The organism is Mycobacterium sp. NGS59 (assembly GCF_059812345.1).
Genome location: NZ_JCALCN010000001.1, coordinates 482,883 through 505,608 on the forward strand (window position 1 = coordinate 482,883; position 22,726 = coordinate 505,608).

General features: G+C 67.9%; 22 protein-coding genes. 18 read left to right on the forward strand and 4 right to left on the reverse strand.

Going from position 1 to position 22,726, the window contains the following annotated elements; all coding sequences use genetic code 11:
• Positions 1-94 precede the first annotated feature (94 nt).
• From hisD to hisI, 8 genes are all read left to right on the forward strand, one after another.
• On the forward strand, positions 95-1,411 hold the full coding sequence (hisD, locus tag AC5Y46_RS02005) for a histidinol dehydrogenase (protein ID WP_499989975.1): 1,317 nt from the start codon (positions 95-97) through the stop codon (positions 1,409-1,411).
• The gene (locus AC5Y46_RS02010; protein ID WP_499989909.1) at positions 1,408-2,541 is read left to right on the forward strand and encodes a histidinol-phosphate transaminase; all 1,134 of its coding nucleotides are present in this window, start codon (positions 1,408-1,410) and stop codon (positions 2,539-2,541) included. The genes hisD and AC5Y46_RS02010 overlap by 4 nt, the downstream gene beginning before the upstream one ends.
• Positions 2,538-3,164 (forward strand): imidazoleglycerol-phosphate dehydratase HisB, encoded by a 627-nt coding sequence (gene hisB / locus AC5Y46_RS02015; protein ID WP_499944185.1) that lies wholly within the window; start codon positions 2,538-2,540, stop codon positions 3,162-3,164. The genes AC5Y46_RS02010 and hisB overlap by 4 nt, the downstream gene beginning before the upstream one ends.
• Positions 3,161-3,781: an imidazole glycerol phosphate synthase subunit HisH gene (hisH, locus tag AC5Y46_RS02020; protein ID WP_499944186.1), complete on the forward strand. Its 621-nt coding sequence runs from the start codon at positions 3,161-3,163 to the stop codon at positions 3,779-3,781. Before hisB ends, hisH begins: the two co-directional genes overlap by 4 nt.
• Positions 3,782-3,783: 2 nt before the next feature.
• Entirely contained in the window at positions 3,784-4,530 is a 747-nt protein-coding gene (gene priA / locus AC5Y46_RS02025) for a bifunctional 1-(5-phosphoribosyl)-5-((5-phosphoribosylamino)methylideneamino)imidazole-4-carboxamide isomerase/phosphoribosylanthranilate isomerase PriA (protein ID WP_499944187.1), read from the forward strand.
• A 7-nt stretch (positions 4,531-4,537) separates the two neighbouring features.
• Positions 4,538-5,338, forward strand: a complete 801-nt coding sequence (locus AC5Y46_RS02030) for an inositol monophosphatase family protein (protein WP_499989910.1) — start codon at positions 4,538-4,540, stop codon at positions 5,336-5,338.
• Positions 5,339-5,403: 65 nt separating this feature from the next.
• Positions 5,404-6,186: an imidazole glycerol phosphate synthase subunit HisF gene (gene hisF / locus AC5Y46_RS02035; protein ID WP_499944189.1), complete on the forward strand. Its 783-nt coding sequence runs from the start codon at positions 5,404-5,406 to the stop codon at positions 6,184-6,186.
• On the forward strand, positions 6,183-6,527 hold the full coding sequence (gene hisI, locus AC5Y46_RS02040) for a phosphoribosyl-AMP cyclohydrolase (RefSeq protein ID WP_499944190.1): 345 nt from the start codon (positions 6,183-6,185) through the stop codon (positions 6,525-6,527). The genes hisF and hisI overlap by 4 nt, the downstream gene beginning before the upstream one ends.
• Here hisI and AC5Y46_RS02045 read toward each other — a convergent pair.
• Positions 6,524-8,029, reverse strand: coding sequence for a protein kinase domain-containing protein (locus AC5Y46_RS02045; RefSeq protein WP_499944191.1), 1,506 nt, complete (start codon positions 8,027-8,029; stop codon positions 6,524-6,526). The genes hisI and AC5Y46_RS02045 overlap by 4 nt on opposite strands.
• A gap of 367 nt (positions 8,030-8,396) precedes the next feature.
• Positions 8,397-8,852 (reverse strand): peroxiredoxin, encoded by a 456-nt coding sequence (locus tag AC5Y46_RS02050; protein WP_499944192.1) that lies wholly within the window; start codon positions 8,850-8,852, stop codon positions 8,397-8,399.
• 40 nt (positions 8,853-8,892) lie between these two features.
• On the opposite strand from AC5Y46_RS02050, the gene AC5Y46_RS02055 reads away from it, so the two are divergent.
• The 10 genes from AC5Y46_RS02055 (at position 8,893) to AC5Y46_RS02100 (ending at position 19,457) form a co-directional block, all read left to right on the forward strand.
• On the forward strand, positions 8,893-10,437 hold the full coding sequence (locus tag AC5Y46_RS02055) for an anthranilate synthase component I (RefSeq protein WP_499944193.1): 1,545 nt from the start codon (positions 8,893-8,895) through the stop codon (positions 10,435-10,437).
• Positions 10,418-11,083: a TIGR02234 family membrane protein gene (locus AC5Y46_RS02060; protein WP_499944194.1), complete on the forward strand. Its 666-nt coding sequence runs from the start codon at positions 10,418-10,420 to the stop codon at positions 11,081-11,083. The genes AC5Y46_RS02055 and AC5Y46_RS02060 overlap by 20 nt, the downstream gene beginning before the upstream one ends.
• 89 nt (positions 11,084-11,172) lie before the next feature.
• Positions 11,173-11,991 (forward strand): indole-3-glycerol phosphate synthase TrpC, encoded by an 819-nt coding sequence (trpC, locus tag AC5Y46_RS02065; protein WP_499944195.1) that lies wholly within the window; start codon positions 11,173-11,175, stop codon positions 11,989-11,991.
• Between the two features lie 35 nt (positions 11,992-12,026).
• Positions 12,027-13,280 carry a tryptophan synthase subunit beta gene (gene trpB, locus AC5Y46_RS02070; protein ID WP_499944196.1) on the forward strand — a complete coding sequence of 418 codons (1,254 nt, stop codon included), beginning with the start codon at positions 12,027-12,029 and terminating at the stop codon, positions 13,278-13,280.
• Positions 13,277-14,089, forward strand: coding sequence for a tryptophan synthase subunit alpha (gene trpA, locus AC5Y46_RS02075; RefSeq protein WP_499944251.1), 813 nt, complete (start codon positions 13,277-13,279; stop codon positions 14,087-14,089). The genes trpB and trpA overlap by 4 nt, the downstream gene beginning before the upstream one ends.
• Positions 14,090-14,097: 8 nt before the next feature.
• Positions 14,098-16,161 carry a prolipoprotein diacylglyceryl transferase gene (locus AC5Y46_RS02080; RefSeq protein ID WP_499989976.1) on the forward strand — a complete coding sequence of 688 codons (2,064 nt, stop codon included), beginning with the start codon at positions 14,098-14,100 and terminating at the stop codon, positions 16,159-16,161.
• A gap of 58 nt (positions 16,162-16,219) precedes the next feature.
• Positions 16,220-16,627, forward strand: a complete 408-nt coding sequence (locus AC5Y46_RS02085) for an NINE protein (RefSeq protein WP_499944197.1) — start codon at positions 16,220-16,222, stop codon at positions 16,625-16,627.
• Positions 16,617-17,051, forward strand: coding sequence for a DUF2752 domain-containing protein (locus AC5Y46_RS02090; protein ID WP_499989911.1), 435 nt, complete (start codon positions 16,617-16,619; stop codon positions 17,049-17,051). The genes AC5Y46_RS02085 and AC5Y46_RS02090 overlap by 11 nt, the downstream gene beginning before the upstream one ends.
• A gap of 117 nt (positions 17,052-17,168) precedes the next feature.
• A complete protein-coding gene (pyk, locus tag AC5Y46_RS02095; RefSeq protein ID WP_499944199.1) occupies positions 17,169-18,587 on the forward strand; it encodes a pyruvate kinase in 1,419 nt (472 codons plus the stop codon).
• Complete coding sequence (locus AC5Y46_RS02100; protein ID WP_499989912.1) at positions 18,588-19,457, forward strand: acyl-CoA thioesterase II; 870 nt, start codon at positions 18,588-18,590, stop codon at positions 19,455-19,457.
• Here the strand turns inward: AC5Y46_RS02100 and cydC are convergent.
• Positions 19,443-21,074 carry a thiol reductant ABC exporter subunit CydC gene (gene cydC, locus AC5Y46_RS02105; protein WP_499989913.1) on the reverse strand — a complete coding sequence of 544 codons (1,632 nt, stop codon included), beginning with the start codon at positions 21,072-21,074 and terminating at the stop codon, positions 19,443-19,445. The genes AC5Y46_RS02100 and cydC overlap by 15 nt on opposite strands.
• Entirely contained in the window at positions 21,061-22,674 is a 1,614-nt protein-coding gene (gene cydD / locus AC5Y46_RS02110) for a thiol reductant ABC exporter subunit CydD (protein WP_499989977.1), read from the reverse strand. Before cydD ends, cydC begins: the two co-directional genes overlap by 14 nt.
• Positions 22,675-22,726 lie beyond the last annotated feature (52 nt).

Here is a 22,726-nt window from a genome sequence, read left to right on the forward strand (position 1 = left end):
TGGCGGCTACCGGGCACACTACCGGTCGGATATCGACTTGAGCTGCTCTGGGACAATGATCGATGTGACGACATCCCTGACCGGCGAGCCTAGGCTGCTGTCCCGCATCGATCTGCGCGGCGCGGAGCTGACGGCGGCGCGACTGCGTGCGGAGTTGCCGCGGGGCGGTGTCGATGTGGAGTCCGTGCTGGCCACGGTCCGGCCGATCGTCGAAGCCGTGGCCGAGCGTGGCGCTCACGCCGCCCTGGATTACGGGGAGAAGTTCGACGGGGTGCGGCCGGCGGCCGTGCGGGTGCCGGAAAGTGCGCTGGAGGCCGCGGTCGTCGGGCTCGACGGCGACGTGCGCGACGCGCTGCAGGTAATGATCGAGCGGACCCGCGCGGTGCACGCCGATCAGCGCCGCAGCGACACCACCACCACGCTGGGTCCCGGGGCGACGGTCACCGAACGCTGGGTGCCCGTCGAACGCGTGGGCCTGTATGTGCCGGGCGGCAACGCCGTGTACCCGTCCAGCGTGGTGATGAACGTGGTGCCGGCGCAGGCGGCCGGGGTCGACTCGCTGGTGATCGCGAGTCCGCCGCAGGCCGAGTTCGGGGGCCTTCCGCATCCGACCATCCTGGCGGCGACCCACCTGCTCGGGGTCGAGGAGATCTGGGCGGTCGGCGGGGCACAGGCCGTAGCGCTGCTGGCCTACGGCGGACTGGACACCGGCGGCCCGGAGCTGGTGCCCGTCGACATGATCACCGGCCCCGGCAACATCTACGTCACCGCCGCCAAGAGACTGTGCCGTTCCCTGGTCGGCATCGACGCCGAAGCCGGACCCACCGAGATCGCCATTCTGGCCGACGAGACGGCTGACCCGGTCCACGTGGCCGCCGATCTGATCAGCCAGGCCGAGCATGACGAGATGGCTGCCAGCGTGCTGGTCACGCCCAGCCTCGAGCTGGCCGATGCCACCGACGCCGAACTGGCCAGTCAGTTGGCGACGACCGTGCACCGCGAACGGGTCACCGCCGCATTGTCCGGGCCGCAGTCCAAGACCATCCTCACCGACGACCTCGATGCGGCGGTCCGGGTCGTGAATGCCTACGCCGCCGAGCATCTGGAGATCCAGACCGCCGACGCGTCCGGTGTCGCCGCCCGGATCCGTTCTGCGGGAGCCATTTTCGTCGGACCGTACGCACCGGTCAGCCTCGGCGACTACTGCGCGGGCTCCAACCACGTGCTGCCCACCGCCGGCTCCGCCCGTCACTCCAGTGGGCTTTCGGTGCAGACCTTTCTGCGGGGCATCCACGTCGTCGACTACACCGAATCCGCCCTCAAGGACGTCTCCGGGCACGTGGTAGCGCTGGCGAAGGCCGAAGACCTGCCCGCGCACGGGGAAGCGGTACGGCGGAGGTTCGAGCGATGAGCTCACGGCCGACCCTCGACGACTTGCCGCTGCGGGAGGATCTGCGCGGCAAATCGCCTTACGGCGCACCCCAGTTGGCGGTGCCGGTGCGGCTCAACACCAACGAGAACCCGCATCCGCCCACCCCGGCGCTGGTCGAGGACGTGGTCCGGTCGGTTCAAGACACGGCCGCCGATCTGCACCGCTATCCGGACCGTGACGCCGTGGCGCTGCGCACCGACCTGGCCGCCTACCTGACCACCCAGACCGGAATTCCGGTCGGGGTCGAAAGCGTGTGGGCGGCAAACGGTTCCAACGAGATTCTGCAACAGTTGCTGCAGGCGTTCGGCGGCCCGGGACGCAGCGCGATCGGTTTCGTGCCGTCCTATTCGATGCACCCGATCATCTCCGACGGGACGCGCACCGAATGGCTGGAGACCGTCCGCGCGGACGATTTCAGCCTCGACGTGGCTGCCGCCGTCGCCGCGATCACCGACCGCCGACCCGACGTGGTCTTCGTCGCGAGCCCGAACAATCCGTCGGGACAGAGCATTACGCTGCCGGATCTGCGCAAGCTGCTCGACGTGGTGCCGGGCATCCTGATCGTCGACGAAGCCTACGGTGAGTTCTCGTCGCAGCCCAGCGCGGTGGGCCTGATCGAGGAGTATCCGAGCAAGCTGGTCGTCACCCGCACCATGAGCAAGGCATTCGCCTTCGCCGGCGGTCGGCTGGGCTACCTGATCGCCACGCCCGCATTGGTCGAGGCGATGCTGTTGGTGCGCCTGCCGTATCACCTGTCCTCGGTCACCCAGGCCGCCGCGCGTGCCGCGCTGCGCCACGCCGACGACACCCTGGGCAGTGTCGCCACTTTGATCGCCGAGCGCGAACGGGTGTCGACGGCGTTGACGGACATGGGTTTTCGGGTCATCCCGAGCGATGCGAACTTTGTGCTGTTCGGTGAATTCGCGGACGCGGCTGCCGCCTGGCAACATTACCTGGATGCCGGCGTGCTGATCCGCGACGTCGGGATCCCCGGCTACCTGCGCGCCACCACCGGATTGGCCGGGGAGAACGACGCCTTCCTGGAAGCGAGCGCCCGGATCGCAGCAACCGAACTCAGCAGCAGCCCGAGCACCATAGGAACACCGTGACAGCCACTGAAATCAAACCTCGCCGCGCACGCATCGAGCGCCGCACCCGCGAATCCGACATCGTGATCGAACTCGACCTCGACGGCACCGGCCAGGTCGATATTGACACCGGCGTCCCGTTCTACGACCACATGCTGACCGCGCTGGGCAGCCACGCCAGCTTCGATCTGATGGTGCGCACCAAGGGCGACGTCGAAATCGAAGCGCACCACACCGTCGAGGACACCGCGATCGCATTGGGTCAGGCTCTCGCACAAGCGCTGGGCGACAAAAAGGGCATCCGCCGGTTCGGCGACGCGTTCATCCCGATGGACGAGACGTTGGCGCACGCCGCCGTCGACGTGTCGGGCCGGCCGTACTGTGTGCACTCCGGCGAGCCGGATCACCTGCAGCACACCACGATTGCCGGGAGCTCGGTGCCCTACCACACCGTCATCAACCGGCACGTATTCGAGTCACTGGCGATGAACGCCCGCATCGCGCTGCACGTGCGGGTGCTCTACGGCCGCGACCCGCACCACATCACCGAGGCGCAGTACAAAGCCGTCGCCCGCGCGCTGCGACAGGCTGTCGAGCCCGATCCCCGGGTCTCGGGAGTGCCGTCCACCAAAGGCGTTCTGTGACAGCAAAATCGGTCGTAATTCTGGACTACGGCTCGGGTAATCTCCGGTCGGCGCAGCGTGCGCTGGAACGGGTGGGCGCGGACGTCGAGGTCACCTCCGACGCCGCCCGGGCGCTGGCGGCCGACGGGCTGATGGTGCCCGGAGTCGGCGCGTTCGAGGCGTGCATGACGGGTCTGCGCAAGATCGGGGGCGAACGGGTCATCGCCGAGCGGGTTGCGGCCGCGCATCCGGTGCTGGGCGTCTGCGTGGGCATGCAGATCCTCTTCTCCCGCGGCGTCGAATTCGGCGTGGAGACAACGGGTTGCGGACAGTGGCCCGGCGCGGTGACCCGGCTGGACGCGCCGGTGATCCCGCACATGGGTTGGAATGTCGTCGATTCCGCGCGCGGCAGCACCCTGTTCGACGGGTTGAGCGCGGACACCCGGTTCTATTTCGTACACTCCTACGCCGCGCAGCGGTGGGAAGGTTCAGCCGAAGCGATGTTGACGTGGGCGACACACCAGGTGCCGTTTCTGGCCGCGGTCGAGGACGGGCCGCTGTCGGCGACCCAGTTCCACCCGGAGAAGAGCGGGGACGCCGGCGCGGCCGTGCTGCACAACTGGGTCGAGGGCCTGTGACCATGTCGTTGATTCTGTTGCCCGCTGTCGACGTGGTGGAAGGCCGCGCGGTGCGGCTGGTTCAGGGCAAGGCGGGCAGTGAAACCGAATATGGGTCCGCATTGGATGCCGCGCTGGGCTGGCAGCGGGACGGCACCGATTGGATTCACCTGGTGGATCTGGACGCCGCGTTCGGCCGCGGATCAAACCGGGAACTGCTGGCCGAGGTGGTGGGCAAGCTCGACGTGCAGGTCGAATTGTCCGGTGGTATCCGCGACGACGATTCGCTGAGCGCGGCATTGGCGACCGGTTGCGCGCGGGTCAACCTGGGCACGGCCGCCCTGGAGAACCCGCAGTGGTGCGCGCGGGCGATCGCCGAGCACGGAGACAAGGTCGCCGTGGGTCTGGATGTGCAGATCGACCCGGGAAACCCAGCCGGAGAGCACCGGTTGCGTGGACGTGGGTGGGAGACCGACGGCGGCGACCTGTGGGAGGTGCTGAGCCGCCTCGACTCCGAAGGGTGCTCGCGGTATGTGGTCACCGACGTCACCAAGGATGGCACGTTGGGTGGCCCCAACCTCGACCTGCTGGCCCGGGTCGCCGAGCGGACCGATGCGCCGGTGATCGCCTCCGGCGGTGTGTCCAGCCTGGACGATTTGCGCGCGATCGCGACCCTGACCGACCGGGGGATCGAAGGGGCGATCGTGGGCAAGGCGCTTTATGCCGGGCGGTTCACGTTGCCGCAGGCCCTGGACGCGGTCCGGGAGTAGCGACGCGATGGATCTGAACACGTTGGTCGCCCAGGCCTCGGCCGTCCTGGACGAAGCGGTCGAGCCGTTTCTGGCCGGGCATCGGGCCGACTCGGCGGTTGCCAAGAAAGGCAACGACTTCGCAACCGAAGTGGACCTCGCGATCGAGCGGCAAGTCGTGGATGCGTTGGTCGCAGCCACCGGAATCGAAGTGCACGGCGAGGAATTCGGCGGTGCCGATTTCGACTCGCCGTGGGTGTGGGTCCTGGACCCGGTGGACGGCACCTTCAACTATGCCGCCGGGTCCCCGCTGGCGGGGATCCTGCTGGGACTGCTGCGCGAGGGTGAGCCGGTCGCCGGATTGACCTGGTTGCCGTTCACCGGTCAGCGCTACACCGCGGTGGTGGGTGACCGGCTGCTCAGAAACGGTGTGCCGCGCCCGTCCTTGGGCAAAGGCGAACTGTCCGATGCGTTGGTGGCGGCCGGATCGTTCAGCGCCGATTCGCGCGGTCAGTTTCCCGGCCAGTACCGGTTGACGGTGCTGGAGAACCTCAGCCGGGTTTCGTCCCGACTGCGCATGCACGGTTCCACCGGACTTGACCTGGCCTACGTTGCCGACGGAATCCTCGGTGGGGCAATAAGTTTCGGTAGCCACGCCTGGGACCATGCCGCCGGAGTCGCCTTGGTGCGGGCCGCCGGGGGCATCGTCACCGACCTCGCCGGCCAACCCTGGACCCCGTCGTCGCGCTCGGCGCTGGCCGCCGCGCCCGGGGTGCATGACGAGATCCTCGCCATCCTGCGCGCCGCCGGCGAACCGGAAGACTACTAATGCCGAGCAGACACAAAAGCCCCCGACACGCCGAGCAAAATGGAGCTTTTGCGTCTGCTCGCCACATGTCGGTGAGCGACCTCGCGGTGCGGGTGATCCCATGCCTGGATGTCGACGACGGGCGCGTCGTCAAGGGCGTCAACTTCGAAAACCTCCGGGACGCAGGTGATCCGGTGGAGCTGGCGGCCGCCTACGATGCCGAGGGCGCCGACGAACTCACCTTTCTCGACGTCACCGCCTCCTCGGCGGGGCGCACCACGATGCTCGACGTGGTGCGCCGCACCGCCGAGCAGGTCTTCATTCCGCTGACCGTCGGCGGGGGAGTGCGTTCCGTGGCCGACGTCGACGTCCTGCTGCGTGCGGGAGCGGACAAGGTGTCGGTCAACACCGCAGCCATCGCCCGTCCGGATCTGCTGGCCGAGATGGCACGGCAGTTCGGTTCGCAGTGCATCGTGTTGTCCGTCGACGCACGTAAGGTGCCGGCCGGTTCGGCGCCGACCCCGTCGGGTTGGGAGGTGACCACCCATGGGGGTCGGCGCGGCACCGGCATCGACGCGGTCGGGTGGGCGACCCGAGGTGCCGAACTCGGTGTGGGGGAGATCCTGCTGAATTCGATGGACGCCGACGGCACAAAGGCCGGATTCGACCTGCCGATGCTGCGTGCGGTGCGCGCGGCGGTGACCGTGCCGGTCATCGCCAGCGGCGGCGCGGGAGCCGTGGACCACTTCGCACCCGCGGTGGCCGCTGGTGCCGATGCGGTGTTGGCGGCCAGCGTGTTTCATTTCCGGGAGCTCACGATCGGACAGGTCAAGGCCGCGATGGCCGCGCAGGAGATCACGGTCCGATGAGCCTGGACCCCCGGATCGCCGCACGGTTGAAGCGCAACGCCGACGGACTGATCGCCGCCGTCGTGCAGGAACGGAGCACCGGCGATGTGTTGATGGTCGCCTGGATGGACGACGACGCTCTGGCGAGGACTCTGGAAACCCGTGAGGCGACGTACTTTTCGCGGTCCCGCGGCGAGCAGTGGATCAAGGGCGCGACATCCGGGCACACCCAGCGCGTGCACTCGGTGCGGTTGGATTGCGACGGCGACACCGTGCTGTTGACCGTCGACCAGGTGGGCGGGGCCTGCCATACGGGGGATCACACCTGCTTCGACGCCGCGGTGCTGCTGGAAAGCGACTAGCGCGGCCCCACGTCGAGGCCATCTACCGCGGCGAGCGCTGCGTCGGCCCATTCATGTTGACTCAGAGCGGGTCTGATGTGCTGCTGTCGGATTTCGGCAACATCGATCGGCTTGCCTTTGGTCAGCGTCGGCGGTACTTCGAAGGCGAAAGTGGGTTCGTCGGGGGCGACGGCGATGGCCAGGATCGCCTCGTTGCCGTTGAATCCGTACTCATCCATGAAGCCCTTGGCCCACGCGACCGGATCGCGGCTACCGAAGTCGTTGACGTAAACCACGTACAGACTGATCCGCCGACTCTTGAACAAGCCATCGACGGCACGCTCGACCTTGCCGCGGTCGTAGGGCTTCAACACACGTGCTTGGTCGGTGACCTGGTCAACCCGGGGCGCGGGTTTGGCCGGCGCCGACGTACTGCCGCCCGGCGGTGGCAACGACCTCGAGGTGGCGCTGGAAGCCTCACCCGGCGGACTCGCGGCCTGGTTGCCGGGTTTCACCGTCAACACCACCACCCCGAGGATCACGGCGACGCCGACCAGGGCCATGGCTGTCAGCGTGGCGATCAACGTCCCGTGCCCCCCTGCGCGATGCGGAGGTGGGACGAGTGGCGCGGGGGCGTTGATAGGCATCGGCGGCATCGGCACCATGCCGGGCGGGGCCGCCAGCGCGGCGGCCAATTCCGAGCACGACGCGAACCGTGCCGCCGGGTCCTTGGACATCGCTCTGACGATGACCGGATCGAGGTGGGCGAGGTCCGGGCGCCGTGCGCTGATCAGCGGCGGCGGCGCCGAGAGATGCTGGGTGATGATCACCGCGGGACTGGTGTGGTCGAACGGGGCCACACCGGTGAGCAGTTGATAGGCGGTGCAGCCGAGCGCGTACTGGTCGACCCGCCCATCCAGGTCGAAGCCCTGCAGTTGCTCGGGCGAGCAGTAGGCGGTCGTGCCCATGGTGATGTTCGTGGCGGTCAAACCACTGCTTTGGCCGAGTTCGCGGGCGATACCGAAATCGGCGAGCACGATCCGTCGGCGCGGGTTGGCGTCACCCAACAGGATGTTGGCCGGTTTGACGTCGCGGTGCAGCAGGCCACGGGAGTGCGCGTAGTCCAGGGCGTCGGCCACGGCCGAGATGATCTGCACGACGTCGGGCAGCGGAATTCCGGTCGGGTACTGCTCGTGGAGCAATCTGGCGGCGTCGGTCCCCTCCACGTAGTCCATCGAAAGCCACAGTTGTCCCTGGTATTCGCCGCGGTCGTGGATGGTGACGATGTGCTGGTTGTGCAGAGTGGCGGCCAGTTCGGCCTCGCGGTTGAAGCGTTGGCGGTACTCGGAATTCGCGGTGAGTTCGGCGGGCAGGATCTTCAACGCGTCTTGCCGGGGGAGTCGCGGGTGTTGCGCCAGGTAGACCTGGCCCATGCCGCCGGCGCCGAGCCTACGCACGATGGTGTAGCCGGCGAACAGCTCGCCCGCTGTCAAGCCTTCGCCATGGCCATCGCTTGTCGGCATGTGAGCATGCTACTGAGCCGTCCCGCCTCGGCGCGGGGCAATGCCCGCAGTGGTGCGTCCAAGTCTTCGCGCGGCGGAAGGCGCCACGTGGGGGGGTCGAATCCGGGTGCCGCCGATTCGACGGACGTCGGCGGACGCGCCGGTCCGTCATCCGGTCTCAGCGACCGCTGTCTGGGAACGAAAGCAGTTGCGGCTGCACGTGATCAGGGCATACCAGATCGGGTACGCGCCAAATGGTTCTGTGCCACCAGCCATTCCCGCCGTGCTTGAGTTTCAGAAAAACCAATTACACTGTGGGACAACAAACTTCACGGACCACATGCCTGCGCGTTATCGCCGCAGACCCCGGACGCGGAGGCGTTCGACGTCAACGGTTCCGCAAGGTCTCCAGCGCCTTGTCGGCGTGGGTGTCCATATTGAACTCGCTGGAGATCACGTCGAGCACCTTGCGGTCGGTGTCGATCACGAACGTGGTGCGCTTGACCGGCATCAGCTTGCCCAGCAGACCACGCTTGACGCCGAACTGGGTGGCGACGGTGCCGTCGGCGTCCGACAGCAGCGGGTAATCGAAGTTCTGGGTATCGGCGAACTTGGCCTGCTTCTGCACTTCGTCGGTGCTGATGCCCACCCGGTTGGCGCCCGCGGCGGCGAATTCGGATGCCAGGTCGCGGAAGTGACAAGCTTCTTTGGTGCAGCCCGGCGTCATCGCCGCCGGATAGAAGAACAGCACCACGGGTCCGTCGGTCAGCAGGTCGCTGAGTCTGCGCGGTGTGCCCGTCTGGTCGGGAAGCTCGAAGTCGGCCACGGTGTCACCAGTTTTCATGGCCGTCACGCTACGCCAGCCCATCTGATTGGATGGTCCGGTGCACGCCAACCTCGCAGCCACGACGACCCGGGAGGACTTCCGTGTGCTTGCGGCGGAACACCGGGTGGTTCCGGTGATCCGCAAGGTCTTGGCCGACAGCGAAACTCCGCTCTCGGCGTACCGCAAGCTCGCCGGCAGCCGGCCGGGTACCTTTCTGCTCGAATCCGCCGAGAACGGGCGGTCGTGGTCCCGTTGGTCGTTCATCGGGGCCGGTGCGCCGACCGCGTTGACGGTGCGCGACGGACACGCGGTGTGGCTGGGCGCGGCTCCCAAGGACGCGCCCACCGGCGGCGACCCGCTGAACGCTCTGCGCGCCACGCTGGAGGTGCTGGCCACCGCCGCCATGCCCGGACTGCCCCCGCTGTCCGGTGGCATGGTGGGGTTCTTCGCCTATGACCTGGTCAGACGGTTGGAGCGGCTGCCGGAATCCGCCGTCGACGATCTGCGGCTGCCGGACATGTTGCTGCTGCTGGCAACCGACATGGCGGCCGTGGACCACCACGAGGGCACCATCACCTTGATCGCCAACGCGGTGAACTGGAACGGCACCGACGAGCGGGTCGACTGGGCTTACGACGATGCGATCGCTCGCCTGGACGTGATGACCGCAGCGCTGAGCCAACCGCTGCCGTCGACGGTGGCCACCTTCGACAAGCCCGAGCCCGCGCACCGCGCGCAACGCACGGTCGAGGAGTACAGCGAGATCGTCGACTACCTGGTGGAGCAGATCGCCGCAGGTGAAGCGTTCCAGGTGGTGCCGTCGCAGCGCTTCGAGATGGACACCGACGTCGATCCGATCGACGTGTACCGCATGCTGCGGGTCACCAATCCCAGCCCGTACATGTATCTGCTGCAGATACCGAAAAGCGATGGCACCGTGGACTTTTCCATCGTCGGTTCGAGTCCGGAGGCGTTGGTGACGGTGCAGGACGGGCGGGCCAGCACCCATCCGATCGCCGGGACCCGTTGGCGCGGCCAGACCGACGAGGAAGACATCCTCCTGGAGAAGGAGTTGTTGGCCGACGACAAGGAACTCGCCGAGCACCTGATGCTGGTCGATTTGGGGCGCAACGATCTGGGCCGGGTCTGCACACCGGGCACCGTCCGCGTCGAGGACTACAGCCACATCGAGCGCTACAGCCACGTGATGCATCTGGTGTCCACCGTGACGGGCCTGCTGGCCGAGGGCCAGACTGCACTGGACGCGGTGACCGCCTGTTTCCCGGCCGGCACCCTGTCGGGTGCGCCGAAGGTGCGGGCCATGGAGCTGATCGAGGAAGTCGAGAAGACCCGCCGCGGTCTGTATGGCGGGGTGGTGGGTTACCTCGACTTCGCCGGCAACGCGGACTTCGCGATCGCCATCCGCACCGCGCTGATGCGTGACGGGAAGGCCTACGTCCAGGCCGGCGGCGGCGTGGTAGCCGACTCCAACGGACGCTACGAGTACAACGAGTCGAGAAACAAGGCGCGGGCTGTGCTGAACGCGATCGCCGCCGCCGAGACGTTGACGACTCCGATTTGCGATGCGAGCGGCGGTGGCTGATACCGGTCGCCGCGCCCGAATGACGCTCGGGATCGCCCAGTTGCTGCTGGTCGTTGCCGCCGCCGCGCTCTGGGCGGCCTCGCGCCTGACCTGGGTGGTGGTGCGGTCTTTCGACGGTCTCGGACAACCCAAGGACGTGGCGCTGTCCGGCGCCACCTGGTCCTCGGCGTTGTTGCCGTTGGCGATCGTCAACCTGGCGGCCGCGATCGCGGCGTTGGCCGTGCGCGGCTGGCAGTTGCGCGTGCTGGCGGTCTTGCTGGCGGCGTCCAGCTTCGCCATCGGCTACCTCGGGGTCAGCCTGTGGGCGGTACCGGATGTGGCGGCCCGCGGAGCCGATCTCGGGCATGTTCCGCTGGTGACGCTGGTGGGAAGTGCACGCCACTACACCGGTGCGGTGATCACCGTGCTGACGGCGGTGTGCACGTTGATCGCCGCGGCGTTGTTGATGCGGGCGGCCAAGGTCGCCGGCCCGTCGCGCTCGGGCAGCACGAAATATCTCCCACCGGCAGCGAGGCGGTCGATCGCCCGCCGCGACGACACCGAAGCCGACGGGTCGCAGCTGTCGGAACGCATGATCTGGGACGCGCTCGACGAAGGCCGCGACCCCACCGATCGCCGGGACGACTCGGACAGCGAGGGGCGGTGACGGACCCTGACCCGACGGTCGCTACCCTTCTTGAACGTCGGCGAAACCGGCTGGCGAGCGTTGGGTCACGGGAAAGGAACACGGCAGGCATGAGTCCGGCATCCGTGCTTGACTCCATCCTCGAGGGAGTCCGCGCCGACGTCGCCGCGCGCGAAGCCCGCGTGAGCCTCTCGGAGATCAAGGCCGCCGCCGCTGCCGCGCCTAAACCGCTGGACGTGATGGCCGCACTGCGCGAGCCGGGGATCGGTGTGATCGCCGAGGTAAAGCGCGCCAGCCCATCCAAGGGTGCGTTGGCGCCCATAGCCGATCCCGCGAAGTTGGCCCGCGCCTACGAGGACGGCGGCGCGCGGATCATCAGCGTGCTGACCGAGGAACGGCGCTTCAACGGCTCGCTCGACGACCTCGACGCGGTGCGCGCCGCGGTGTCGATTCCGGTGCTGCGCAAGGATTTTGTGGTGCAGCCCTACCAGATTCACGAGGCGCGCGCGCACGGTGCCGACATGCTGCTGCTGATCGTGGCGGCGCTGGACCAGTCGGCCTTGGTGTCGATGCTCGACCGCACCGAATCGCTCGGCATGACCGCGCTGGTCGAGGTGCACACCGAGGAAGAAGCCGACCGCGCGTTGAAGGCCGGCGCCAATGTAATCGGCGTCAACGCCCGCGATCTCGCCACGTTGGAGGTCGACCGGGACTGCTTCGCGCGCATCGCTCCCGGGTTGCCCAGCAAGGTGATCCGGATCGCCGAATCCGGTGTGCGCCACACCGGTGACCTGTTGGCCTATGCCGGTGCGGGCGCCGACGCCGTGTTGGTGGGTGAGGGTCTGGTGAAAAGCGGTGACCCGCGCGCGGCCGTCGCCGACCTGGTGACCGCCGGAACTCACCCGTCCTGTCCGAAGCCGTCGCGCTAGCCGTTGATGTGCCGCGTGCGCGTTGAGTCTTTGTGATGGCAGATCTGTCGGGCCCGGATATTCCGCGCACCAGCGCCGCCGTCGTCGAACGCACTCAGCACGACCCTGATCCCGGTGGGCATTTCGGTGTCTATGGGGGGCGCTACGTTCCCGAGGCGCTGATGGGGGTGATAGACGAGGTCACCACCGCCTACGAGAAGGAACGTGTCGACCAGGATTTCCTGGACACCCTGGACAAGTTGCAGGCGCACTACGCGGGCCGGCCGTCGCCGCTGTACGAGACGACGCGGCTCGGTGAGCACGCGGGCTCGGCGCGGATCTTCTTGAAGCGAGAAGACCTGAACCACACCGGTTCTCACAAGATCAACAACGTCCTGGGTCAGGCCCTGCTGGCCCGGCGGATGGGCAAGACCCGGGTGATCGCCGAGACCGGCGCCGGCCAACACGGCGTCGCCACCGCCACCGCGTGCGCATTGCTCGGCCTGGACTGCATCATCTACATGGGTGCGGTCGACACCGCCCGCCAAGCGCTCAACGTGGCACGGATGCGGCTGCTCGGCGCGCAGGTGGTTTCCGTTGAGACCGGATCGAGAACGCTGAAAGACGCCATCAACGAAGCGTTCCGGGACTGGGTGACCAACGCCGACAACACCTACTACTGCTTCGGTACCGCCGCCGGGCCGCACCCGTTCCCGACCATGGTGCGCGACTTCCAACGCATCATCGGGCTGGAGACGCGTGCCCAGATCCAGGAACAGACGGGCGGGCTGCCCGATGCCGTCGTGGCCTGTGTGGGCGGGGGATCCAACGCGATCGGGATCTTCCACGCCTTCCTCGACGATCCGGGCGTGAAGTTGGTCGGTTACGAAGCCGCCGGCGACGGCGTCGAAACCGGACGGCACGCAGCGACATTCACCGGTGGATCGCCCGGGGCGTTCCAGGGCTCCTACTCCTATCTGCTGCAGGACGAGGACGGCCAAACCATCGAATCCCATTCCATCTCGGCCGGTTTGGATTATCCCGGTGTGGGACCCGAACACGCGTGGCTCAAGGACATCGGGCGCGTCCAGTACGAGCCGATCACTGACTCCGAGGCGATGGAGGCGTTCGGCCTGCTGTCTCGCTCCGAAGGCATCATTCCGGCCATCGAATCCGCGCACGCGGTGGCCGGTGCCCTGAAACTGGGTGCCGAATTGGGCAGGGGCGCGGTCATAGTGGTGAATCTGTCCGGTCGCGGCGACAAGGACGTGGAGACCGCCGCGAAATGGTTCGGCTTGTTGGACAAGTGATGACGGTGCAGCAGAGCGAAGCAAGCAGGCTGGGGCCGGTGTTCGGTTCGTGCCGGGCGCAGGCTCGTGCGGCGCTGATCGGTTACCTGCCCACCGGCTATCCCGACGTGCCGACGTCGGTGCAGGCGATGACCGCTCTGGTCGAATCCGGTTGCGACATCATCGAAGTGGGCGTGCCGTATTCCGACCCGGGCATGGACGGGCCCACCATCCAGCGGGCCACCGAGCGGGCGCTGGCCGGGGGAGTCAGGGTCCGGGACACCTTGGCGGCGGTCGAGGCGATCAGCGCCGCCGGTGGGCACGCGGTGGTGATGACCTATTGGAACCCGGTGCTGCGCTACGGGGTTGACGCATTCGCTCGCGACCTGGCCTCGGCGGGCGGGCAGGGTCTGATCACCCCCGACCTGATTCCCGACGAGGCGAAGACCTGGTTGGCGGCATCCGACGAGCACGGGTTGGACCGCATCTTTCTGGTGGCGCCGTCGTCGACACCGGAACGGTTGGTGACTACCGTCGGGGCTTCTCGTGGATTCGTCTACGCCGCGTCGACGATGGGCGTGACCGGTGCACGTGACGCGGTGTCACACGCGGCGCCGGAACTGGTGGGGAGGGTGAAAGCTGTGTCGGACATACCCGTCGGGGTCGGCCTGGGTGTGCGTTCGGGCGAGCAGGCTGCGCAGATCGGCAGCTACGCCGACGGCGTGATCGTCGGGTCGGCGCTGGTTTCGGCGCTGGGGGACGGCCTGCCGGAGTTGCGAGCACTGACCGAAGAGCTCGCCGCCGGTGTGCGCGGGGAGCTGCGGACATGACGGCGGCCATGTCCGAGACGCTGCTCGCCTACATCCCCAGCCCGCCGCGCGGGGTCTGGCATCTGGGGCCGTTGCCGATTCGCGCTTACGCGTTCTTCATCATCACCGGAATCCTGGTCGCGCTGGTGATCGGGGACCGCCGCTGGGCGGCACGCGGCGGTGAACGCGGGGTGGTCTACGACATCGCGCTGTGGATGGTGCCGTTCGGTTTGATCGGCGGGCGGCTCTATCACCTGGCGACCGACTGGCGGACGTATTGGGGGCCCGGCGGAGCCGGACTGGGTGCGGCGGTGCGCATCTGGGACGGCGGCCTGGGTATCTGGGGTGCGGTGGCCCTCGGGGTGGTCGGCGCCTGGATCGGGTGTAAGCGGCGGGGGATTCCGCTTCCGGCCTTCGTCGACGCGGTTGCTCCCGGAGTCGTATTGGCGCAAGCCATCGGCAGACTCGGCAACTACTTCAACCAGGAACTGTACGGGCGCGAAACGACGCTGCCGTGGGGCCTGGAGATCTACTACCGTCGGGACCCCAGTGGATTCATCGACGTTCATTCGTTGGACGGCACGTCGACGGGAGACCTCGCGTTCATCGTGCAACCGACGTTTCTGTACGAATTGATCTGGAACGTCCTGGTATTCGTGGCGTTGCTGTACCTCGATCGCCGCTTCACGCTCGGCCACGGCCGACTGTTCGCGTCCTACGTCGCCTTGTACTGCGTGGGGCGATTCGTGGTCGAGTTGTTGCGCGACGACACGGCCACCCACATCGCCGGCATCCGGATCAACACGTTCACATCGACTTTCGTCTTCGTCGCGGCCGTCGTCTACATCATGCTGGCGCCTAAAGGTCGCGAGGACCCGGCGTCGTTGCGCGGCAACCTGACCGAGGATGAGGAGTTGCCGGAGCCCGAACCGGCCAAGGAGTTGGCGGCTGTCGCTGCGACGTCGGCGGCAGCCGGTGGTGACGGTGCCGGGGTCGCCGAGACTGAGTCTGAGACGACGGCTGTGGTGTTGACCAAAGAGCCTCAGGTTGCCGACTCCGATACGGAGGACGCGGCGGTTGAGTCGTCGGAGGGCGAAGCGGAAGAACTCGAAATCGCTGAGGCCGAGGCTGCGCTTGACGCCGAGGCGCCAGATGCCGTCGAGGAAGCCGAGGCCGCCGAAGCGGTAACGGAACAAGCTGACGGCGGTGAGCCCGACGTAGCGATCGGGGAAACCGATGACGCCGTCGAGGAGGCCGCGGACCCAGGCGTCCAGCCTGACGTCCAGCCGGAGCCCACGGAGTTGGACGCCGAGGCAGCAGATGCCGCCGAGGAAACCGAGGCCGCCGAACCCGAATTTGAGCCGGTCGAAGATCAGGCGGCTGACGCGGTAGCGGAACAAGCTGACGCCGACGAGCCCGAGGCAGAGATCGGGGCAGCAGATGCCGTCGAGGAAGTCGAGGCCGCCGAACCGGAGTCTGAGCCGGTTGAAGATCAGGCGGCTGACGCGGTAGCGGAACAAGCTGACGCCGACGAGCCCGAGGCAGAGATCGGGGCGACCGATGACGCCGTTGAGGAAGCCGCGGTCGCGGACGCCCAGCCCGAGCCCGGCCCGGACGAGGCCGCGGAAACTGAACCGGAAGCAGCAGAAGCGGAAGCCGAAATCGCTGAGCCCGAAGCCGTTGCACCCGAGGACGACGAAGCCGCAGAGCCCCAGCTCGAACCCGAACCCGAACCCGAGCCCGAGCCCGAGCCCGAGCCCGAGCCCGAGCCCGAAGGCACGGTTGCATCCGAGGTAGGCGAGCTGGAGACCGAGGCAGCCGCGGACGCTGCCGAGGAAGCCGAAGCCGCAAGCCCCGAGGCAGACGAGTCCGCAAGCACCGTCGTCGATGTGCCGGCGGAACCCGACGACGCACCCGACGAGCAAGCGGCGGACGCGTCAGCCCACGAGGCCGAAACCGAGACAACCCACCCGGCGGACGAGGCCGCTACCGACCAGGAGAGGCCGCCGGGTCCGGAGACCGCGGCGGCCGAAGAGACAGCCAGCACAGAGCGGCAGCGTTGGCGGTTCCGCCTCCGACGGCAACGACCCTGACTCTATTCACCAACGCGCGACCGAGACGGCAACACCACGGATCTGGCATGCTGAACCCGTGACTGACCAGCCCTGGGCCGCTGCCGAAGAGCCCGCCTCCCCCCGACGGGAATCGGACTATTCTGCGCCGCAGTACCCGCCGCCCTATCCGCCAGCACAGCAATACGGTGGTCCCGGCGTTCCGCATGATCCGTCGGCACCATTCGGCCGGCATCCCGTCACCGGGCAGCCGTATTCGGACAAGTCCAAGATCATCGCGGGCCTGCTCCAACTATTGGGCCTGTTCGGCATCGTCGGCATCGGTCGCATCTACGCCGGGCACACCGGGCTCGGCATCGCGCAGTTGATCGTCGGCTGGGTGACCTTCGGTGTCGGCGCCGTCATCTGGGGCGTCATCGATGCGGTGCTCATCCTCACCGACAAGGTCACCGACCCGTCGGGCCGCCCGCTACGCGATGGAACCTAGTCCGCCACCGGCGGCCTCTGGCGACCAGCACCACCGGCGCTGCGCGCGCTACGGCGGCATCGCAGCAGCCGTTGTCCTGGCTGGTGCCCTGATCTACGTCGGTATTGCCGATCCGCACAACCCGGACTCGGTGTACCCGCAATGCCCGTTCAGAATGCTCACCGGCTGGAACTGCCCGGCCTGTGGGGGCTTGCGGATGACCCACGATCTGCTGCACGGCCACTTCGCGGCAAGTATCGATGACAACGTCTTCCTGCTGGTCGGGCTGCCGCTGCTGGCGCTGTGGATCCTGGTGCGGCGCCACCGTCGCCAGTCGTGGCTGCCCGTGCGGACCGGAATAGCGGTTCTCGTCGCGGCTACCGCGTGGACGGTGGTGCGCAATCTGCCTAATTTTCCTTTGGTGCCAACCGTTCTCAGCGGCTGACGGGGCGACATCCGCCCAGGTCGGACCGTCAGATCGGCAGATTCCACGCCGGCCCGTCGGGCGCGTCGCGCATTTCAGACACTCCGATGACAACGAGCACGACTATGCTTTGTCGTCGTGACTAGACGCGGAAAGATCGTCTGCACTCTCGGGCCGGCCACCCAAAAGGACGAGTTGGTCAAACAGCTTGTCGAAGCCGGTATGGACGTCGCCCGAATGAACTTCAGCCACGGCGACTACAGCGACCACGAAGCGGCCTACAAGCGGGTCCGGGCCGCCTCGGACGCCACCGGTCGCGCGGTCGGCATCCTGTGCGACCTGCAGGGGCCCAAAATCAGGCTGGGCCGTTTCGCCGACGGCCCCACGGAATGGGCAGACGGTGAAACCGTGCGCATCACCGTCGCCGACTGCGAAGGCAGCCACGACCGGGTGTCCACCACCTACAAGAGGTTGTCCCAGGACGCCACTCCCGGCGACCGCGTGCTGGTCGACGACGGCAAAGTCGGACTGGTGGTGGAAAGCGTCGACGGTGACGACGTCGTCTGCAAGGTGGTCGAGGGCGGACCGGTCAGCAATAACAAGGGCATCTCGCTGCCCGGCATGAACGTCTCCGCCCCAGCCCTGTCCGAGAAGGACATCGAGGACCTGACGTTCGCGTTGAAGCTCGGTGTGGACATGGTCGCGTTGTCGTTCGTGCGGTCGCCTTCCGACGTCGAGCTCGTGCACGAGGTGATGGACCGGGCCGGCCGTCGCGTGCCGGTGATCGCCAAGCTGGAAAAACCCGAGGCCATCGACAACCTGGAAGCCATCGTGCTGGCCTTCGACGCCGTCATGGTCGCCCGCGGCGACCTGGGGGTCGAACTTCCGTTGGAAGAGGTGCCCCTGGTGCAGAAGCGGGCTATCCAGATGGCCCGGGAGAACGCCAAGCCGGTCATCGTGGCGACCCAGATGCTGGATTCGATGATCGAGAACTCGCGCCCGACCCGCGCCGAAGCGTCCGACGTCGCCAACGCCGTATTGGACGGCGCGGACGCGCTGATGCTGTCCGGCGAGACCTCGGTGGGCAAGCATCCGTTGCAGGCGGTCCAGACGATGTCGCGGATCGTGTGCGCGGTCGAGCAGAACTCGACGGCCGCACCGCCGCTGACGCACGTCCCGCGCACCAAACGGGGCGTCATCTCCTACGCCGCCCGTGACATCGGGGAGCGGTTGGATGCCAAGGCGCTGGTCGCGTTCACCCAGTCCGGGGACACCGTGCGCCGACTGGCTCGGCTACACACGCCGCTGCCGTTGCTGGCCTTCACCGACCTGCCGGAAGTGCGCAGTCAGCTCGCCATGACCTGGGGTACCGAAACGTTCATCGTCCCGCACATGAAGTCCACCGACGGCATGATCCGCGAAGTGGACCGGTCGATGCTCGAACTCGGCCGCTACAAGCGCGGCGACCTGGTCGTCATCGTGGCCGGCGCGCCTCCCGGCACCGTGGGCTCGACCAACCTGATCCACGTGCACCGGATCGGCGAGGACGACGTGTAGTTGTCTGACTTTCAGGAACTGCTGAGGGTTCTGGATCTCGTTTCCGTCGACGACGACCGCTTCGTCGGCTCGCATCCCAGCAAGAACCCGATGCGGACCTTCGGCGGACTACTGATGGCGCAGTCCTTCGTCGCCGGCACCCGCACACTCACCCGTGACGACCTCCCCCCTAGCGCACTGTCGGTGCACTTCGTCAACGGTGGTGACACCGCCAAGGACATCGAGTACCACGTGGTGCGGCTACGCGACGAGCGGCGCTTCGCCAACCGGCGTGTCGACGCGGTGCAGGACGGGGTGTTGCTGTCCAGCGCGATGGTGTCCTACATGTCCGGCGGCCCAGGGCTCGAACACGGCGTCGAACCCCCGCAGGTCGCCGAGCCGGACTCGGTGCCGCCGCTCGCCGAGCAGCTGCGCGGCTACGAAAAGACCGTCCCACTGTTCGTCAGCGCGCTGCAACCCGTGGAATGGCGCTACACCAACGACCCCGCCTGGGTGATGCGGGACAAAGGCGACCGGCTGGACTACAACCGGGTCTGGCTCAAAGCCAAAGGTGAGCTGCCCGACGATCCGGTCCTGCACACCGCGACCCTGCTGTACTCCTCGGACACCACCGTGCTGGATTCGGTGATCACCCGGCACGGATTGTCGTGGGGATTCGACCGGATTTTTGCGGCGTCGGCCAACCATTCGGTGTGGTTTCACCGCCCGGTCAACTACAACGACTGGCTGCTGTATTCGAGTTCGTCGCCGGTGGCCGCCGATTCACGCGGGCTGGGTACCGGGCACTTCTTCGACCGCTCCGGGCAGGTCGTCGCCACCGTCGTGCAGGAAGGTGTACTGAAGTACTTTCCCCGCTCAACCGAGAGGTAGTGCGGCGCAACGAATGTCGCGGGACAAGAGGTGGGTCGCGACAACCACGGTCCGGTCCGGTCCCAGCAACCCAGACTGCGGATCCAGCAGGTCACGCAGCATCGACTCGGCGTCGTCCTTGTCCAGGTGCTCGGTCGGTTCGTCGAGCAGCAGGATCCGGGCCGGGCACAGCACCGCCCGCGCCAGCAGCAGCCGTCTGCGCTGGCCCGCCGAAACCGCTTGCGCGCCACCGGTCAACACGGTGGAAAGACCGTCGGGCAAATCGGTCAGCCAGACACCCAGACCCACGGCCGTCAATGCCGCCGTCAATTCCTCGTCCGTGCAGTCGCCGCGAGCGACCAACAGGTTGTCCCGGACCGTCGTGGCGAACAGGTGCGCGTCCTCGGCGAAAAAGCATATCGCACAACGCAGTTCATGTTCAGTGAGCTGCCGAGGGTCGATCCCGTCCAGGGAAACGTGCCCGTGTACCGGGGGTAGCAGACCGGCCAGTGTCAGCAGCAGCGTGGTCTTACCGGAACCGCTGGCTCCGGTGACCGCGAGCCGGCCACCGGGTGCCAGGTCGAGCACGGTGCGATGCGACTGCGTGGCATCGTGACCGCAGCACACGTCGGCCGACAACCCACCCGACGGATGCGGCAGCGCCGCCGTGGCGTCCACTGCGGCCTCGGCAGGCGCCAGATCCAGCAGGCGACGGGCCGCGATCCTGGACCGGGTCAACTGGACCGCGGCGGCGGGAAGCGCGGTAGTGGCTTCGAAGGCCGAGAGCGGCAACAACATCAGGACGGCCAGGGTGGTCGGCGCGACCGCGGGGGCCATGCTGATCCCGGCCACGGCGGCGCCGAGCACGCTGAACCCGATGGCTGCGGTCGGCAGGGCCTCGGCGACAGCAGCGGGCCGCGCCGCCGCATCCAACGCATCACCCCAGGCCCGTTGCCGCCGTTGGGCTTCGGAGATGAATCGCGGCAGTACGCCCCCGACCCGAAGTTCGGCAGCGTGTTCCAGGGCGAGCATCGCCGCGGTGTCGCGTTCCGAGTGATGTTGCCGGGCAACGGCTTCCTGACCGGCGGCGGCCCGGCCCGCCAACCAGGGCGCGATCACCCCGGCGACGACGAGGCAGGCGGCCAGCACCGCCGCTGCCGCGATCGAGATGACCGCGACGACGGCGACGGCGGCCACCGACAGCACCGCCGCCACCCCGGCCGGCACCACGGCACGGACCAAGACCTCGGCCAAGGTGTCGACGTCGGCGCCGACCCGGGCCACCAGTTCCCCGCTGTGCAGCCGGACCGCTTGCTCGGCGGGGCCGCTGGCCAACCGTCGGTAGATCCGGGCGCGCGCCGTGGTCGCGGCGCGTAGCGCGGCGTCGTGGGTGACCAGACGTTCGCAGTAGCGCAGCACGCCCCGCGAGATCGCGAACGTCCGCACCGCCACCACCGCGACGGACAGATCCAGCACCGGCGGCATCTGCGAGGCACGGGTGATCAGCCACGCCGACACCCCAGCCAGGGCCAGCGCACTGCCCAAGGACAGCACCCCGAGCGCGATGGCCGCCAGGATGCGGGATAGTCGCGGCCGCAACAGGTCTGACGCGGCGAGCAGGGGATCAGACCGGCGCATAGCGTGCCTCATTCCCGGCACTGACTTCGACGACGCGGTCACCGGCGGCGACGACTCGCTCGCGATGCCCGACCAGCACCACGGTCGCACCCGCGCGGGCACGTGCGACGATCGCCCGCAGCGCCCGGTCCTCGGTGGCTTCGTCCAGATGCGCGGTGGGTTCGTCGAGCAACAGCACCGGAGCCCCCGATCCCAGCGCCCGGGCCAAGCCCAGCCGTTGCCGCTGCCCGAGCGACAGCCCAACCCCACCGCGTCCCAGCACGGTGTCCCAGCCGTCGGGCAACCCTTCCAGCACGGTGTCGAATCCCGATGCGGCACAGGCGCTTTGCGGGTCATCCACTTCGCCGAGCAACATCAGGTTGTCCCGCACCGTCCCGGGCACCAGCACCGGACGCTGCGGCAACCAGGACAACTGAGTCCACCACTGCTGGGGTGCCAGTTCGGTGACGTCGACCCCGGCCACGGTGACACGACCGGACGACGGCGCGACCAGCCCGGCGATGACCTGCAGCGTGGTGCTCTTTCCGGCGCCGTTGGGACCGGTCAGCACCGTCACCGTGCCCGGCTCGATGACGGCGGTGAGGCGCTGCGGTGCGTGACCGTGCCGGGACACGACACTGAGGTCTTCCAGCTGGATCCTTGCGCCACCGGCGCTGACGGTCTGCCGGTCGCTGCGCGGCGGCACCGGTTCACCGATGAGCGCGAACGCGCGGTCGGCGGCGGCCCTACCGTCCTGCGCAGCGTGAAACTCCACTCCGATACGCCGCAGCGGCCAGTACACATCGGGTGCGAGCAGCAACACGGTCAGACCGACCGTCAAGCTCATCTCACCGAACACCAGACGGAGTCCGATGCCGACGGCGATGAGCGCGACGCCCAGCGTGGCCAGCAGCTCGAGAACCAGAGCCGACAGGAAGGCGATGCGTAACGTGGCCATCGTTGAACGTCGATGGGCCGCACCGAGTTCGGTGATGCGCCGCTCGGGTCCCGAGGCCCGGCCCAACGCCCGCAGGGTGGGGATGCCGGCGATCAGATCCAGCAGCTGCGCCTGCAGCGTGGTCATGGCTGCGAGCGCGGCGGCGGATCGTTCGGCCGTGGCCAATCCGATCAACACCATGAAGACCGGTATCAGCGGCAGCGTGATCAGCACCACAACCGTGGATTTGAGGTCGTATGACGCGATCACCGCAACGGTCGCCGGCGTCAGGATGGCGGCCAGAATCAGGGTCGGCAAGTAGCCGGTGAAGTAGGGCCGCAAACCGTCCAGTCCGCGGGTCACCACCACGGCGGCCGAATCGCGTTGTGCTGACACGGTATTGGGTTGCCGTGCCGTCACCGCGGTCAGCACCTGCCCGCTGAGGTCGGCGATCACCGCGCTGGCCCCGCGTTGACCCAGCCGAGCCTGCAGCCAGTGCGCCACCGTGCGGACAGTCCAGAGCGCCAGCAGGATCGCCAGGGGCGCCAGCCAGTGCCGAAGGTGGCGCGCCGAGGGATCCGTGGCCACTCGCGCGACGATGCCGGCCAGCACGACGGCCGAGCCGATGGCGCAGCCCGAGATCACCACGCCGCAGGTCACGCTGGTGGCCAGGTAGCGGCGCAACGCGGTCGACGCCTGCCACAATCGCGGGTCGAGCGGGCCTCGCGAGCTCCGC